Annotated in this window: 15 protein-coding genes; 7 read left to right on the top strand and 8 right to left on the bottom strand. The window is 70.0% G+C overall.

What is annotated here, in order from left to right:
- Positions 1-55: 55 nt before the first annotated feature.
- Together ACV530_RS24690 and ACV530_RS24685 are read left to right on the top strand one after the other, a co-directional pair.
- On the top strand, positions 56-979 hold the full coding sequence (locus ACV530_RS24690) for a hypothetical protein (protein ID WP_494334826.1): 924 nt from the start codon (positions 56-58) through the stop codon (positions 977-979).
- 105 nt (positions 980-1,084) lie between these two features.
- Positions 1,085-1,396 carry a hypothetical protein gene (locus ACV530_RS24685; RefSeq protein WP_494334825.1) on the top strand — a complete coding sequence of 104 codons (312 nt, stop codon included), beginning with the start codon at positions 1,085-1,087 and terminating at the stop codon, positions 1,394-1,396.
- Positions 1,397-1,399: 3 nt separating this feature from the next.
- Here the strand turns inward: ACV530_RS24685 and ACV530_RS24680 are convergent, their stop codons facing one another.
- The 3 genes from ACV530_RS24680 to ACV530_RS24670 all read right to left on the bottom strand — a co-directional run bounded on the left by ACV530_RS24680 (position 1,400) and on the right by ACV530_RS24670 (position 4,765).
- Positions 1,400-2,527: a serine hydrolase domain-containing protein gene (locus ACV530_RS24680; RefSeq protein ID WP_494334824.1), complete on the bottom strand. Its 1,128-nt coding sequence runs from the start codon at positions 2,525-2,527 to the stop codon at positions 1,400-1,402.
- A gap of 129 nt (positions 2,528-2,656) precedes the next feature.
- A complete protein-coding gene (locus ACV530_RS24675) occupies positions 2,657-4,420 on the bottom strand; it encodes a trypsin-like serine peptidase (RefSeq protein ID WP_494334823.1) in 1,764 nt (587 codons plus the stop codon).
- A gap of 219 nt (positions 4,421-4,639) precedes the next feature.
- On the bottom strand, positions 4,640-4,765 hold the full coding sequence (locus tag ACV530_RS24670; protein ID WP_494334822.1) for a hypothetical protein: 126 nt from the start codon (positions 4,763-4,765) through the stop codon (positions 4,640-4,642).
- A 437-nt stretch (positions 4,766-5,202) separates the two neighbouring features.
- Between ACV530_RS24670 and ACV530_RS24665 the strand changes: the two genes are divergently transcribed.
- From ACV530_RS24665 to ACV530_RS24650, 4 genes are read left to right on the top strand one after another with little or no spacing between them, the layout of a single operon-like run.
- On the top strand, positions 5,203-7,068 hold the full coding sequence (locus ACV530_RS24665; protein ID WP_494334821.1) for an asparagine synthase-related protein: 1,866 nt from the start codon (positions 5,203-5,205) through the stop codon (positions 7,066-7,068).
- Complete coding sequence (locus ACV530_RS24660) at positions 7,065-7,514, top strand: lasso peptide biosynthesis B2 protein (RefSeq protein ID WP_494334820.1); 450 nt, start codon at positions 7,065-7,067, stop codon at positions 7,512-7,514. The genes ACV530_RS24665 and ACV530_RS24660 overlap by 4 nt, the downstream gene beginning before the upstream one ends.
- The gene (locus ACV530_RS24655) at positions 7,511-7,771 is read left to right on the top strand and encodes a lasso peptide biosynthesis PqqD family chaperone (RefSeq protein WP_494334819.1); all 261 of its coding nucleotides are present in this window, start codon (positions 7,511-7,513) and stop codon (positions 7,769-7,771) included. Before ACV530_RS24660 ends, ACV530_RS24655 begins: the two co-directional genes overlap by 4 nt.
- Positions 7,772-7,779: 8 nt before the next feature.
- Positions 7,780-9,561 carry an ABC transporter ATP-binding protein gene (locus ACV530_RS24650; RefSeq protein WP_494334818.1) on the top strand — a complete coding sequence of 594 codons (1,782 nt, stop codon included), beginning with the start codon at positions 7,780-7,782 and terminating at the stop codon, positions 9,559-9,561.
- A 28-nt stretch (positions 9,562-9,589) separates the two neighbouring features.
- On the opposite strand, the gene ACV530_RS24645 is transcribed toward ACV530_RS24650, so the two are convergent.
- Entirely contained in the window at positions 9,590-10,744 is a 1,155-nt protein-coding gene (locus ACV530_RS24645; protein WP_494334817.1) for a macrolide family glycosyltransferase, read from the bottom strand.
- A gap of 82 nt (positions 10,745-10,826) precedes the next feature.
- Between ACV530_RS24645 and ACV530_RS24640 the strand changes: the two genes are divergently transcribed.
- Positions 10,827-11,501 (top strand): TetR family transcriptional regulator, encoded by a 675-nt coding sequence (locus tag ACV530_RS24640; protein WP_494334816.1) that lies wholly within the window; start codon positions 10,827-10,829, stop codon positions 11,499-11,501.
- A gap of 77 nt (positions 11,502-11,578) precedes the next feature.
- On the opposite strand, the gene ACV530_RS24635 is transcribed toward ACV530_RS24640, so the two are convergent.
- The 4 genes from ACV530_RS24635 to ACV530_RS24620 form a co-directional block, all read right to left on the bottom strand.
- A complete protein-coding gene (locus ACV530_RS24635; RefSeq protein WP_494334815.1) occupies positions 11,579-12,172 on the bottom strand; it encodes a class I SAM-dependent methyltransferase in 594 nt (197 codons plus the stop codon).
- A 9-nt stretch (positions 12,173-12,181) separates the two neighbouring features.
- Positions 12,182-14,284 (bottom strand): MMPL family transporter, encoded by a 2,103-nt coding sequence (locus ACV530_RS24630; protein WP_494334814.1) that lies wholly within the window; start codon positions 14,282-14,284, stop codon positions 12,182-12,184.
- Positions 14,285-14,370: 86 nt separating this feature from the next.
- Positions 14,371-15,159, bottom strand: coding sequence for a lysophospholipid acyltransferase family protein (locus ACV530_RS24625; RefSeq protein ID WP_494334813.1), 789 nt, complete (start codon positions 15,157-15,159; stop codon positions 14,371-14,373).
- A gap of 86 nt (positions 15,160-15,245) precedes the next feature.
- A complete protein-coding gene (locus tag ACV530_RS24620; RefSeq protein ID WP_494334812.1) occupies positions 15,246-16,019 on the bottom strand; it encodes a GNAT family N-acetyltransferase in 774 nt (257 codons plus the stop codon).
- Between the last annotated feature and the right edge of the window lie 9 nt (positions 16,020-16,028).

Genomic DNA, 16,028 nt, shown 5'->3' with positions numbered 1-16,028 from the left:
CGCCACCGCGCTGAGCTGGTAGTACATCGGTCCGGCTGGAAAGGACCGATACCGAATGACTCTTCTGCTCGAGCGCGTACGTTTTTTGTCCCTGCGGCAGCGGCTGACCGCCGCCGGTGTCGCCACCGCGACTGCTGTCGGCGCCGTGATCGCGCCGCTTGCCTGTCCTGTGCAGGTTTGGTACGCCGCCCCGTTCGTGGCCGCGGCGTTGGCCCTGGCGGCGAGACGCCTGGCACGGCCCTGGTTCGAAGGGCTGCCCCCCGCCTGGCGATGGCGTCTGACCTCCCTCCCGGTCATCGCCATCGGTGTGACGTTCGCCGCTGTCGCGATGACTGCCGTTCTCTGCGCGGGGACGGCGGATCAGACGGTGGCGGCCGGCTCGCTGTTCGCCGTCTGGGTGTTCAACTTCTCCGGCGCCGGGCTGGCGGAGCCGACGGACTTTCCGCTGCATCGCCTGCGGGGCAGGCTGGTCCGGGCGGCGGTCGCGCGGGTCTTCGCGCTGTGGTGCGGTCTGGGAGGGCTGCTGTTGCTGACGTCACGCAGTCAAGTGGCACATACCTACCGGCCGTCGATGCTTGCCGCGAGTATGACGCTCCTGGTCGCGGGTACGGCAGCGTCGCTGAAGGTCTTCGCCCGGGTACGGAAGTTGTCGACCGAACTCCATCGGCGCGCTCAGGACGTGATCCGGTCCCTGGAGGAGTTGCGGGGTGCGACGGATCCGGGCGAGAGACGCAAGACGCAGGCGGTCGCACGCCGGTCCTGGGATGCCCTGCGTGTCGTTCTGTGCAATCGGGTGGAGACGGGGTTCCATCTTCAGGGGACTTTTGTTCTGCCGGGTCCGGCGATAAGAGCCCTTGAGTCGACCGTCATGGCGTCGATTGACACACCCGCGTTTGACGCCGTGAAGGACCGTGTCGCACTTGCTCATCTTCGAGTGATCCGGGCAGCGTGCATCGGCCATATCGACACGCTGGCCTGACCATGTTGTTGGAAGGAAGCGATGAAAGCAGCTGGGCTGTTGACTTTTTCCTGTGCCGCAGCAGTGGCCTTTGCCAGTACGGCAGTTGCGGAGCCGCACATCACGTTGACGAACGCGGACAACCACCGTGTCATCACCGTGCACCAGGGCGACGAGATCACCGTCCGTCTCACCGGCCGCCGGGACGACCAGTTGTCCTGGGCCTGGACCGCCCCGGCCGTCCCCGGCAACCCGGTGCTGCACCGTGACGCGCAGCGCACGTCACCGAACGGTGACGCCGAGGCGACGTTCCATGCGGTGCGGGGCGGCGGCACCATGGACGTCATTTCCTACCAGCGCTGTACGCCCCGCCGGGCCGGGGCCGTCTGCCCGCAGACGGCCCCGGTCTGGGATGTCAGGTTCATCATCGTGCGGTGACGCTCACTTCTCGCACAGCGCCGTGTCCAGCAGCTTGTACATCGGCCCGACGGGGTTGCTGAGAGGGGTGAGTGCATTGCTCACCACGGCGGCGTGGCGGCCGTCCTCGGTGACCATGGTCTCCGTGTAGTAGCCCGTCACCTCGCCGTCGTGCCCCCAGGCCACACCGCCGCAAGGCAGGGTGTGCTTGATCAGGCCGAGTCCGTAGCCGAGGCCCGGGCCGACGTCCCTCGCCTTCTTCATCTCGGCCAGACTCGCCGGTGACACGACCTTGCCGCCGATCAGCGCCCGGTAGAAGGTGCTGATGTCCTGTTCCGTGGAGATCATCGCGCCTGCGGTGCTGTAGATGGACGGCTCGAACGCCGTCATGACGTCCGTCCAGAAGAAGAACGGGCCGATACGCACGCCGTTGTACCCGTGCACGGCCGGCTCGGCCACGGTGCGGTTGCCTGCGGCGGGGAATGTGGTCTGGGTGAGATTGAGCGGCTGGACGATCCGGCTCGTGATCACCTGGGCCACCGGCGTACCGGTGACCTTCTCGATGAGCATGCCGAGGATTTCGTAATTGGTGTTGGAATACTGCCAGCCGCCGCCCGGCGGGAAGGCCGGGGGACGCTTGAGCCCGTCCCGCACCAGTGCGGCCAGGGTGAACGTGCCGTCCGGGTTGGCCTCCGGGGACGCCGGACTGTTGGTCGCTATTCCGCTGGTGTGCTGGAGCAACTGCCGCACCGTGATGGTGTTGCCGTCGTATCCGTTGCCGTCGACCACGCCGGGCAGGTACTTCTCGATCGGTGTGTCGAGGGCGACCTTGCCCTCGTCGACCAGCTGCAGCACCACCGCCGCGGTGAAGCTCTTGGTCTGGCTACCAATGCGGTAATGGTCGGTCGGCTGGACCGGCCGCTTCGTGTTGATGACGGCCGTACCCGTGGAGAGCGTCCAGGAGTCTGTGCTGTCACCGGCGTGGATCCCGGCCCCCGGACCCGCGCTCGCCTGGAACACGTTCAACGCCGCCTGGACGGCGGCGTGGTCACCGGCCTGCTGGGCGGACGCCGGTGACGGCAGCATCAGCACCGCCGCCGTCACCGCGCCCAGTACGGCCGGCAGTCTTCTCGCGAGCAACTTCCCTGCCACAGCTCCCCCTTGGTGGGTCCCGGTACACAGGCGTCAACTCGCGGAATTCTTTCCTCCTCTGCACCTTCTCCAGAAGTGGGCTGTCGGCCATACGTTTTCGGTCAGGAGCCAGGGGTCAGGGGTCGGGGGTCAGGGCGAGACCAGCGGGCTCCAGTTCCCCAGCTCCCGTGCCGTGGTGCCCTCGTACAGCGATGTCTCGCCGTTGCCCCAGCGCACGACGAGGTCGTCCGGGCGGCCGGAGCCCGTGAAGGTGCCCGCGGCCATGGCGGAGGAGCCGGTGTACGACGGGTTGGGGGCCTGGATGTTGGTGCGGGTGCCGAGGCCGGACGGGCCGGTTCCGGCGTAGACGTCGAGGGCGCCGTCCTTCCAGCGCACCGTGAGATCCGCACCGGGCCTGCCGGAGTAGCGGCCCGTGGTGATCGCGACGGCGCGCGTCCAGTTGGCGTGCTTCGCCAGCCGGTGCTCGCGGCCGACGCCGGAGGAGCCGAGGCCGGTGTAGAGGGAGACCTCGCCGTCGGACCAGCGCACGACCACGTCGTCGGCCCGCCCCGCGGAGTCGTACGCGCCCGCGGTGATCTGGGTGGCGTGCTTCCAGACCGTCCCCTGCTTGGCGAGGGTGTACTCCTTGCCGAAGCCGGAGGCGCTCACGTCCGCGAACATGCTGAGCTTGCCGCCCTTCCAGCGGACCAGGAGGTCGGAGGACCGGCCCCTGCCGGTGAAGTCGCCCGCGGTGACGGCCTCGGCGCGCACCCAGGGGCTCTTCTCGCTGCTCCTGAGCATGCGGTCCCGGCCGAAGCCGCCGCGGCCGTTGCCGGGGTAGAGGCTGACCTCGCCGTCGTTCCAGATCACCAGCAGGTCGTCACGGCCGTTGCCGGTGAAGTCGCCGGAGACCAGGTGGGTCGCGTTCCTCCAGAGCCGCGCGGATCCGGGAAGGGAGGGACGGGCGGAGGTGTCGAGGGCGCCGCGGCTCGGCGTACGGCCGGCGACCGCGTCCCGGTAGAGGTCCTGGATCTCGCGGCCGAACACCGGGGAGTAGCTCACCCAGTCGTTGTTGGCGTCGTTGCCGCCGCCGTTGTAGCCGCCTATGACGCCGATCACGTCGCCGGTCTTGCGCTTGGCGTCGTAGTGGGTGATCCAGGGACCGCCGGAGACGCCGTTGTAGTAGCCGCCGCACAGCATCTGGAGCTGGCGGTAGCCGTTGAGCCGGGAGGTGGGGGTGGTGCAACTGATGGCCTTCTGGCCGGGGTTGCTCCCGCCGCCCGGGTAGCCCATCACCGTGACCGTGTTGTTCCAGCGCGGGGTGCCGGTCAGCCGGAGGCCGCCCGTCCGGTTCTCTGCCTTCTGGCCGCGGTCGTTGACACCCACCCGGACGAAGGCGAAGTCGAGATCGGTGGAGCGCCCCTTGCCGCCCTGGTAGCGGGGGTCGATGAACACCTGCCGCACGGGGTACGCCCCGTACGTCTGCCGGGAGGCGGCGAGGCCCTTGCGGAACTGGGGTATGAACACGCGGTTCTTGGCGGCCTTCAGCGACTTCGCACAGTGCGCGGCGGTGAGCACGAGGTCGCGGCCCGCGCTGCGGACGACGCTCGCGCTGCAGTAGGTCTTCTTGTTCTTGTCTCCGACCATGAAGAACGTACCGACCATGGGCAGCCCGTCCCCGAGCCTGCCCTGGGCCACGGACGGCGGGCCCACGGTACGCATCCGGGGCGCCGCCGCCGGCGCCTTCGCCGGGAGCGGCTCCGCCTCCGCGAGGCGGTCGGCGGTCCAGTACTTCTCGGCGGACGGCCCGTCGTTCGGCGCCGCTACAGCCGCTGTGGCTGTGGCTGTTGTGCCGGAGGCGGCGGCTATGCAGAGGGCTACGGCAAGGGTTCGGGACCATCTGGAAGGCAACAAGGCGAGCAACGCTCCACACTAGGGGACATATGTTCGCCAAATGCTTTCACGAGCAAGGTTCTGACCTGCCGTCGGGGTGGCTGAGAAGAAGCCGAGAAGAAGCCGAGAAGAAACAGCCGGGAAGAAGCGGACGCGCAAATGCCCGGCCCCGCTCCGGAAGACCGGAGAAGGGCCGGGCCGCAGGACTACCCGGCGGTCAGTGGAGACCCGCCGCGCTCACTAACCCTTCTTGAAACCCCAGGTCGTGGCGTCCTTCTTCGTGTGAATGGTGCCGTCCGTGTCCTTGGTGAAGTTGCCGACCTTGGCGACGGTCGGGGCGGTGTAACGCTCGGGCAGCTTGGCCATGAGCTTCTCCTGTCCATCTCGGTGGTACCGGATTCGACGTCAAACATGTAACCGGCATCCACCTTGGACGTCCACGTGCCCCTGGCAACTTCCGCCATCCTCGAGCCGACTTCGCGCCCGCACGGATGGATCAAGAAGAAACAGCGGCTGACCAGTGGAATGTGACCACTGAGGCGACGGCCCCCGCGGTCTGGCGCGCCGCGTAGGCAACGCTCGGGTAACAACCAGGATTCGCGCGGGTCACGGCACCCTCCGACCTGCTGTTATTCCCGGTGCGGACGGGGCGGGAGAAGCCCCGTGGGCCCCCATACCGCACATGGTGCGGAACATGACTTATATCAGTGCTTGGCACGACCACACACTTGCCCGGCTCGGTCACCGGGGGTTTGGCTGGGCCCAGTTGCGCGATCTTCTTCCCCGGTCCTTGATAGCTGGCGGTGAGGCATGTGCAGGCCCTGAACGACAACCTTGCGGTCCTTCCGGACTCCCCCGGCGGAGCCTGGGCCCACCGCCAACTCGGCGACGGAGCGCCGCGGATGGTGCCCCACGCCTCCGGGCGGCCGTGGCTGGCCGGCTCGTGGGCGCCGGAGGACCTGGTGGTGGCCGAGGCGGGCTCCGTACGGGTGGCCGTGTTCGGTACCACCTCGGTCACGCCGGATCGCCTGTCCGCGCTGGCCTCCTCGGTGCGCAGCCTCCCGGACCTGGACAGGCTCGCCCGCCGACTGCCCGGCAGCACGCATCTGGTGGCATCGGTCAACGGCCAAGTGCGCTTCCAGGGCACCATCTCCGGGACCCGCTGCGTATTCACCGCCCGGCTGGGTGATGTCCCGATCGCCGCCGACCGGGCCGACATCCTGGCAGGGCTCATCGGTGCGGAGCCGGACGAAGATCTGCTGGCGGCAGGCGTGACGTACGGGATGCTCTTCGCACCGCTGAGCGAGCGCAGCTGGTGGCGCGGCGTACAGCAAGTGGCCGCGGACTCCTACCTGGTGCTCCCCGACAACGGCCGGGCCCGCACGGTACGTTGGTGGCTTCCGCCGGAGCCGGACCGTCCCCTGGCCCACGGCGCGGCCCTGGTGCGCGAGAAGCTCCAGGAGGCCGTGGCCCAACGGCAGCCCCGCGAGGGCAGGTTGTCGGCCGACCTGTCGGGCGGCATGGACTCCACCTCGCTGTGCTTTCTCGCCGCCGAGCACCGCCCCGATCTGCTGACCTTCCGCTGGACCGGCGGCAGCGCGATCAACGACGACGCGCAGTACGCCGCCCAGGCCGAGCGCCTGCTGGCGCGGGGCGAGCACCTGACCCTGCCGGAGGCCGCCGCCCCGCCCGTGTTCTCCCCGCCGTACTCGCTGCCGGACACGGAGGCCCCGCGCTCTCTCACCCGGGGGATGAACGCGGTCCGCACGGGGATCCAGCTGATGGTCGAGCACGGCGCCACCTGGCACCTGGCCGGGCACGGGGCCGACGAGTTGTTCACCGGCACCGCCGCCTACCTGCACACGCTCTTCCGCCGTCGGCCCCTGACCGCCCTGCGGGAGCTGCGTGCCCACCGGGCGCTGAACCGCTGGCCGTTGGGGCCCAGCCTGGCCGGGCTGCTGCGCGGGGAGGACCTCGGCACGTGGTGGCGGGGGTGCGCCGACGCCCTCGGCAGTTCCGCGCCGCTGTCCCCGGCTCCCACCCTGGACTGGGGACCGCGGATCCCGGCGACCCCGTGGACCACCGGCGACGCCGTGAAGACCACACAGACGCTCTTCCACGACGTCGCGGATCACGCCGTTCCCCTGGCACGGGACCGCGGGCAGCACGAGGCACTTGTCGCGATGCGCAGCTCAGGGCCCGCGCTGCGGTTGCTCGGCCGTGAGTACGCCGCCGAGGGGCTGCGGCTCGAACTGCCGTACGTGGACGACCGGGTGGTCGAGGCCGTGCTGACGACCCGTCCCCACGAGCGCTACACCCCCTGGCGGTACAAGCCGGTGCTGGCCCTGGCGATGCGCGGCCTCGTACCCGACGTGATCCTGGACCGGACCACGAAGGGCGACGCCGAGGAGTCCGTCGACCGGGCCTTGCAGGATCATGTTCCCGATCTGCTCGAGCTGTTCGAGGATTCGCTGCTGGCGCGGCGCGGCCTGCTCGACGTGGCCAGGCTGCGGACCACCTTGCTCACGCCGCCCCGCTCCGGGGACGTCTGGTCCGCCCAGCTGGAATCGACGCTCGGTGCCGAGCTGTGGCTGCGGGAGATCGCGGCCCGCCCCGCCGGACCCGCCCGCACCCTTCGCCCCGTGCCCGAGCCCGAGGAGGCCTCGTGACCAGTCCCCCGCGCGCGCTGCCGCGCCGTGTCCGGCTGCCCCTGCACCGGCGCGTGCTGCCGCTGACCGCCGTGGCCGTCGCCTGGCCGCTGGCCAAACTGCCGCCGAAATACCTGCGCACCGCGCTCGAGACGCTGCGCACCGGTGCCCGCCCGGGCACCGTCGCCCAGGCGTCCGCGGCCCGTGCCGCGGTCGTCGCGGTCAGTCTGCAGTGCGCTGTCCACAACTGCGTGCAACGGTCGATCGCGGCGGCCTTGTTGTGCCGTTTCAAGGGCGTGTGGCCCACGTGGCAGGCCGGTGTGCGGACGACGCCGTTCGCCGCGCACGCCTGGATCGAGGCCGAAGGCCAGGTGATCGACGAGCCGTACCCCGACGGCTACTACCGGCCGATGATCACCGTCGCCCCCGCACCGTCCAAGCCATCCCTCCGGAGGACCACCTCATGACGCTCCGCCTGACCGCCGACACGGTCTCCACCAGCACCGACGACGGCGCGGTGCTGCTGAGCCAGCGCACCGGGAACTACTGGCAGCTCAACCAGACCGGCGCCTACGCGCTGCAACGCCTGCTCGACGGCGGCACCGTGGACCAGGTGGCCGGCGAGTTCGCGGACCGGTTCGGCATCGCGCCGGAGCAGGCACACCAGGATCTGACGCAGCTGACCGGACAACTCCGGGCGTCCGGCCTGGTGGAGGCCGGCTGACACCGGCGATGCTCCGACATCTGTGGACCCTGACCCGGGGGCAGCGGGGCCCTCTGGGTGCCGCCCTGTTCCTCACCCTGATCGCCGCCGGCGTGGGCCTCGCGCAACCCCTGGCCGCCAAGGGTGTGATCGACGCGCTCACCGCACACCGGTCGCTCTTCCTCCCCGTCACCACCCTCGTCCTGCTATTGCTGGCCCAGGCGTTGATCGGTGCCTGCGCCGCCTTCCTGCTGGAGCGCACGGGCGAGCGGTTCGTCCTGGGCATGCGCACCGGGCTGGTCTCGCACCTGCTGCGGGTCCGTATGCAGGACTTCGACCGTCTGCGTGTGGGCGACCTCATGGCGCGTGCCTCGACGGACGTGGCCGTCCTGCGCGAGGCGCTCACGCACGTCTCCGTCCAGATCGCCACGAACCTGTGCGTCGCTCTGGGGAGCATCATCGTCATGTTCGCGATGGACCCGGTCCTGATGCTGCTCATCCTGGGCGTGCTGTTCGTCGGCGGCATCGTGATCAAGACCCTTTCGGCGAGGATCGGCCGTGCCTCGACGACGCTGCAGAACGCCGTCGGGGCGATCTCGGCCGGACTGGAACGAGCGCTCTCCGCTCTGCGCACCGTCCGGGCCAACCGTGCCGAACAGCGGGAGATCGAGCGCATCAACTCCCTTGCCCACGACGCCTATGACGCCGCCGTGCGCAGCGCCCGGCTCGAGGCGATGGCCGGCCCCACGGCCCAGATGGCCATCAACGCGGCCTTCGTCCTGGTCCTGCTGGTCGGTGCCGCCCGTGTCAGCGACGGTGCCCTGTCGCTCGGCGCCCTGGTGGCCATGCTGCTGTACGCGACCCAGCTCACGGGGCCCATCACCGAACTGATGGCGGGCGTCGCCTCGGTGAACAGGGCCAAGGGTGCCACCGAACGCATCCAGGAGGTCTACGAGCTCCCCGTCGAGGACAACACCGCTCCCGCGATCGGACCGTCGCGGCAGAAGACCGCATCCTCTGCGGCCCTGGAGATCCGTGACCTGCGGTTCGGCTACACCCCCGACGCCCCGGTGCTCCGAGGACTGTCCCTGAGCGTCCCCCCTCACTCGCTCGTGGCCCTGGTCGGCCCGTCCGGGGCCGGCAAGTCGACCACCTTCGCGCTGGTCAACCGGTTCTACGAACCGTGGAGCGGCAGCCTCCGCATCGACGGGCGGCCCGCCACGGAGCTCGGCCTCGACGAGTGGCGCTCGCACATCGGCTGGGTCGAGCAGGACTGCCCGATCCTGCACGGCACTTTGCGGGACAACCTCTGTTACGCCGCCCCGGACGTCAGCGACGACAGACTGTGGGAGGTCATCGACCTCGTCAACCTCACCGAGAAGGTCCACCGCCTGCCGGCAGGGCTCGAAACCGAGGTCGGTGAACGCGGGGCGCGCCTGTCCGGTGGCGAACGTCAGAGGATCGCCATAGCCCGGGCGGTCCTGGCCCGTCCCCGTCTGCTGCTGATGGACGAGCCCACCGCCCACCTCGACCCCGCCAACGAGGCCGCCCTGACGGTCACCATGCACAACCTCCGGAAGGAATGCGCCCTCCTGGTCATCGCCCACCGGATGTCGACCGTCGAAGCGGCGGACACCATCGTCATGCTCGGGAACGGCACGACTCACGCCACGGGGACGTACGCCGAACTCCTCCGTACCGAACCGGAATTCGAGCGGCTCGTCAGGCCGCCCGGCCGAGCAGCCGCTCCACCGCACGACGAGTACGGTCCTGCGCCGTCGGATCCGCGAACAGCTGGATCGCGTGGTTGAGGCCCAGGTCGTCCGCTGCCCGTGAACGTCAGCCGGGCAGACGGGACTCGATCACGTCGGCGGCCCGGAGAGCGCCGCCCGCCGTGCGGATGTCCTGCCGCATGGCGTCCAGCCGCTTCCGGAGAGCGGTGTCACCGAGCAGGTGACGGACGGTCTCACGCAGGCGCTCGGCGGTGGCCTCCTCCGGAGCCACCGCCACACCGAGGCCGAGTTCGGCGATGCGGTCGGCGGTGGTCCGCTGCTCGGGGGTGTGCGGTACGGCCACCATCGGCACGGCCGCGGCCAGGGCCTCCATCGCGGAGTTCATGCCGGCGGCGGTGACGAAGGCGTCGGCGTGCGCGAGCACGGCCGGCTGTGGGACGTGCTGATGCGCTTCGATGTTCGCGGGCAACTCCCCTAGTCCGACTGGGTCGATGCCGCGCCCCACGGACATCACCACATGGCAGGGCTGGTCGGCGAACGCCTGGACGCAGGTGCGGAAGAAATCCGGGCGGCTGATGATCGTGCCCAGCGAGACCAGCACCAGCGGACGCCCCGGGGGCGTCCAGTCCTGCGGGGCGGGCAGCCTGGTCGGGCCGACGAACGCGTAGCGGTCGTCGAAGGTCTCGTTGTGCACGTGGAACGACTTGGGCTGGTAGACGAGATTGGACTCGGCGGGCCTGTAGAAGTCGTGCACCTCGAACGCGGGCAGGCCGTGCCGGGCGAGGACGGTGGCCAGCAGGCCGTCGAACTCCGCCTTGCACGAGCTGCCGGCGAACATCTCGACGATGAACGCCCCGAAGTCGTAGCCCTCGCTGGCCGCATGGGCGGACCAGGACTGGACCCGGGGAATCTCCCACTTGGCGGCGAGCATCGGACCGGCCCAGGCGAGCCAGTCGTTGACGATCAGATCCGGCCGGTCGTCCGCGTAACCGGCCTCGATTTGCGGCAGAGCATGCTCCACCTGCTGGAGCAGCGTGAGCGTGGCGCGCGCCGCCGCGTCCATGCCGTCGATCAGGATCGCCTCGGCAGGCCGCGGCTCGCAGGGGATGACCTCGGCGCCGGTGGGCCGGATGCGCTCGGCCATCCGCTCATCGGCGGGAAAGGTGACACGGTGCCCGCGCCCGATCAGTTCCCGGGCGATCGGCAGGGTGGGGTTGAGGTGACCGGCCTCGGCCGGGCTCATGAAGGCTATGTGGGCCATGACCGACAGAATCATCCGCACGGATGCACTTGTCAAACGACTGATTGATTAAGACAGTTGGGCGCATGACAGAATCGCGTCCATGGCCGCACAACACTCGACGCAGGACCAGGAACCGGCCGGGCGGCAGCGGCCGGCCAGACGATCGCCGGCTCGGCACGAGCGGCAGCGCGATGCGGAGCGCACCAAGGCCCGCATCCTCGACGCCGCGGCGGAGGTGTTCTCCGCCAAGGGCTTCGACGGCGCCCGGGTCGCGGAGATCGCCCAACGCGCCGGTGTGAACCAGCAGCTCATCTCCTACTACTTCGGCGGCAAGCAGGGCCTGTACCGGGAGATCGGCCGCTGCTGGCGTGCCTACGAAGCCGAGGAGATCGCCAACGACCTGGATTTCACCGAGCAGATCAAGCGCAGCGTGCACGCAAGCGTCCACCCCCACCTCGGCGGGCGCCTGCTCGCCTGGGACGGCCTCGCCGACACCGGCGAGGACGACGAGGAGGCGCGGGAACGCAACGCCCGGCTCCGGCAGGAGGTCGAGGCCCTCCGCGAACGCCAGCGCGCCGGCGAGATCGACGATCGCCTCGACCCGGCCGCGCTGATCCTCATCACCATGGCCGCCGGCAACGCCCTCGCCGTCTACCCCCAGCTGGCCCGCGGCCTGTTCGGCGCCGACGCCACCTCGCCCGAACTGGTCGAGCATTACGCCGAGCAGCTGGCCCAGTTGATCGCTCGCCGCGCCGGTGGCCCGAAGGTCCCATAGGTCTTCAGCCTGCCGAGACGATCAACCTGCGCGGCTCCTACTCGACCCCCGAGTGCGGCAGACGGCGGTGAGGCCGGTCACGAAGCCGTGTCCACCGGTACCGTCCTCCTTCGACGGGCGAAGTAGACCAGCGCGGGAGGCAGGTTTCGCCAGACCGTCCGGCTGAGGACAACCTCCTCGAACGCGCATCGCAGTTCGGCGAGTTGACGTCTCGACGGGGGTGCCCAGAGCGACCACGTATAGGTGAACTGGGTAAACACGCCGGCGTTGGAAAGCGACTTCGCCACAGCGGAGCTCAACGGTCGCTGATAGGCAGCCCACGGCAATCCACTGATCACCACATCGGCGCTCAGGTCTCGCTCGGCAAGCTGGTCGGGCAGCGAAGCCGCATCAGCAGTGATCACTTCCACCTTCGGGAACCGGTCCGCGAGGATCCTGGCCAGTCGGGGGTTCAGCTCGATGGCCAGATGCCTCCCCCGTCCTGCCAGATGCTCCTGAATCGCGCCGGTGAAGGCGCCGGTACCGGGGCCGAGTTCCACCACCACGGGGTCGCCCTGCTCGGGCACCGGAAGGGTCATCTGTCTGGCCAGGCCTGGTGAACTGGCGGTCACCGTCGCCGTGACCATCGGCGAACGAATGAACTCACGGAAGAAGACCATGGTGTCGGCCACTCGGTTACGCTACCCCCTCGCCCGGCGGCTGACGCTCGGCACCAAGGGGCGCGGCAGGCAGCGGGTGAGCGGTGCGGGGAGCCACCAATTGGCCCTGCCGAGCAGGTGCATGGCGGCCGGAACCAGCAGCAGACGCATGAGGGTGGCGTCGATGAGCACGCCGGCCCCCAGGCCGAGGGCGATCATTTCGATGACGATGTCGGTGCTGAGGAGGAAGGCGAGGAAGACACTGGTCATGATGACTGCCGCGCTGGTGATGATGCGGGCGGTGGCCGTGAGGCCCGTAGCGATGCTCTGCTGGTTGTCGCCGGTCTGCAGCCAGGCCTCACGGATACGGGTGATGAGGAAGATCTCGTAGTCCATGGAGAGGCCGAAGACGATGGCCAGCACCAGGACCGGCACATAGGGCTCTACGGGGACGGGTGCGGACACGCCGAAGAGGCCGCTTCCCCAGCCTTTCTGGAAGACGGCGATAACGACGGCCAGGGCTGCGCCGACGGACAGCAGGTTGAGGAGTGCGGCCTTGACCGCGACGAGCAGGCCGCGGAACGTGGCGAGCAGCAGGAGGAAGGCCGTGGTGGTGACGAAGGCCGCCATGGCAGGAAGGCTGTTCACGAGGTCGTCCGCGAAGGTGAGCCGGGCGGCGGTGAGGCCGGTCACGAAGCCGTGTGCACCGGTACCGGCCAAAGCCTGGGGCAGGGCGGTGTGTTCGAGGCTTCGGAGCAGGCCGGGGGTCTTCTCGTCCTGCGGGCCGGTATCCGGGGTGACGGTTGTGGTCAGCAGCGCGTGATCCGCGCTGGGGACCGGTGCGGCGACCGCGGCGACGCCGGGGGCCCCGGCAAGAGATGCGACGAGGGCGTCGGACAGTCGGCCGCGTTGGGCGCTGCTCGCGGTGTGTGCGGGGTCGAGCTCGACGACGATGGTGAACTGGCCGTTGGCGCCGGGCCCGAAGCTCTCGGAGACGTGCTCGTACGCGCGTTTCTCGGGGTAATGGCCAGGCAGCGAACCGGAGTCGATGTGCCCCAAGTGCACAGAGACGAGCGGGATGCTGACGGCGCCCAGCACGATGACACCTGCGGCGAGGAACGTACCCGGGTACCGCCCCAGGATGCGGGACCAGCGGTACCAGAGGTCCCGGGCGCCGGTGGCCTCGTGGACAGGCCGGCCGAGGCGCAGCCGGTCAATGGAGCGGCCGAACAGCCCGAGGAGGGCCGGCGTCAGGGTGAGGGTGGCGAGGGCGGTGATCAGTACGGTCGTGCCGGCGGCAGCGGCGAGGCTCGCGATGAAGCCCGTGCCGCAGAGGTAGAGACCGTTCAGCGCGAGGGTCACGGCTGCCGCTGCCATGACGACGGCGTGACCACTGGTCGCCATGGCCCGGCCGGCGGCATCGGCCGGGTCGTCCACGTCGTGCAGCAGGCGCCGGTGCCGGGTGGCCAGGAAGAGCGTGTAGTCCAGTCCGGCACCGAGGCTCATCATGGCGGCCACTGTCGGGGCCGCCGTGGCGAACGTGAACACGTTCGCCAGCAGATGGAGCGCGCACAGCCCGACGGGCAGCGCAACAAGTGTGGTGAGCAAGGGAATTGCGGCAGCGGCGACACTGCGAAAGGCCAGGAGCAGCACTGCCAGCGCGGTGCCGAGACCGATCAGCTCCGACAGTGCGTCGGACCCTGCGGGGCGCGCAAGTTCTCCGAGCGGGCTGCCGTAGTCGACCGTGATGCCCTGCTCGCGCAGCTCATGGACCGCGTCGTCGCACCGCGTGAGATAGGGCGTGCCGAACCTGCTCGGGAAATCGTCGAACCAGACCGTGAAGTACCCCGTTGTTCCGTCCCGTGAGAGTGTGCCCGGGGTGGTGAAAGGGCCGGCTACCGCCGTGACGTGAGGAAGGCGCGACAGACGGGCTCCGGCTGCGGTGACATCGCGTTGATGTACTGCCAGCCCTCCTGGCTCCGTATGGAGAACGATCTGCGAGCTGACACCTCGGACGGCGTTGCTGCCGTGCGCGGCGATCAGGTCGGCACCGCGTTGGACCGAGGTCCCCGGCAGGGAGTACTCGTCCTTGAACGTCCCGCCCCAGAAGCAGTCGAGCAGCGCCAGGGTGGCGAGTACGAACACCCATGCGGCGATGACTCCTTTCGGATGCCGGGCGCACGCCCGTCCCCACCTGTACAGCCCGCGCCGCATGCCCCCTGAGTGATCCTTCACAACCGGGCGGGACATGCTCGGCCCGGCTCCCGTAGCCGGGGGGCGGACTGCGCCGCCCGGTCGACCGCGTGCTCGGCGGTGCGTGCCAGGGTCCGCCGGTCGGTGGCCGGGCAGCGCCGCACGGGCGGGAGCCGCTCCAGCTCGGCGGTCAGCCCGCGCTGAGCGGTGATCAGGAGCGCCGACTCCACGACACTCATGGGCCCGACCAGCGCGGCCGCCGTGGTGGTGTGACCGCCGGAGCGGTAGCGGAGGACCACGGGGAACACAGGAACGTCCGCATCCAGTGCTGCCTGGAAGAAGGCGGGCCGGTACGCCCCGCTCGCTCCGCCGCACCATGTCGTTCCCTCGGGGCAGAGGTACACCCGGTCACCGGCCCGCAATGCCCGGGTGACTCCGGCGACGGCGGCGGGCAGGGCGGAGAGCCGCTCGCGGTCGAGGTACAGGGTGCGGCCCAGCACTGCTGCCCAGCCGATGAACGGCCATCGCCGTACGTCCGCCTTGCTCAGCTGCCGGGCGGAGTCGTACCCGGCAAGCACGAGGACGTCGAGCAGAGAAGTGTGGTTGCTCACCAGGAGTCCGGGGACCGTGTTCCTCGCCTCATGCGCGTACCCGTGCGGCACGAGGCGCACGCGCACCCCGAGGGCTCGTACGACTGCCCTGATCCAACAGCGATAGGTCCACAGCCCCACCCGCCGTCCCGCCGCGAAGGACAGGGCGGGGCAGACGATCGCCAGGACGGCCAGCAGCGTCGCCGTCAGCCGCAGCACCCGCAGGAGAGGTCCCACCCGGTCCTGTCGCACCTTTGTCGGCAGGCAGGAGCGTCCGCAGGGGGAACTGGGACGCCACGGGCCGAGGCCGGGCTGCGGCTCGGTCATGCTACTGCTGCCCGCAACGGGCGGAGCCGGTCTTCCGGCACCCGGTCCAACGACAGCAGCGTGAACAGGTCGGCGGTCCGGAAGTCGCTGTCGAGTGCGGGCGGTCCGCAGACCCAGGCGCCCAGCGCGAGGTAACCGCGGAGCAGTGACGGAATGGCGGCCGGTTTGACGGGACCGGCTTGTTGCGGCAGCCAGGGAGTCCGGGGGCGCACCTGGTATTCAGCAGGGGCACGATGCCGTGCCCGGACCGCTTCCCACACGGCGGCCGCCCGGTCACCTCCGTCCGCCAGTGACACCGAGGTGCAGCCGCAGATCCAGCCCAGCCCCTGGTCCGTCATGTAGCGCAGGATGCCCGCCCACATGGCTTGCAGCGCCCACCCGTTGCGATGCGCGGGCTGTACGCAGGCCCGGCCTGCCTCCACCAGGGCACCGCGCAGCGGTGCAAGGGCATCGAGTGCGAACTCGCCGTCCGCGACGAGTCGTTCCGACCGGCCAGGGGGCAGGAGCCGGTAGGTTCCCACCACCTCGGCCGTTGCCTCGTCCCGCACGAGGAGGTGGTCGCAGAGATCGTCGAAGCCGTCCGCGTCCAGCCCGGAGCCGGCCGACGGCAGACGGGCGCCCTGTTCCATGCCGAAGACCTCGTAACGCAGCCGCTGGGCGCTGCGCACGTCCGACGCTTCCCGGGCCAGGCCGACTTGATAGGCGCGGCCGGACGTCGCCGCCCCGCCTCGCGGGCGCACGACGCGCGCCAGCACACGGAAGTCCGTCATGAGGTTCCC

The sequence above is a fragment of the Streptomyces sp. SX-6 genome, assembly GCF_059089585.1.
Note: the sequence above shows the minus strand (reverse complement) of the source record. Positions and strands in the feature narration are given on the sequence as shown.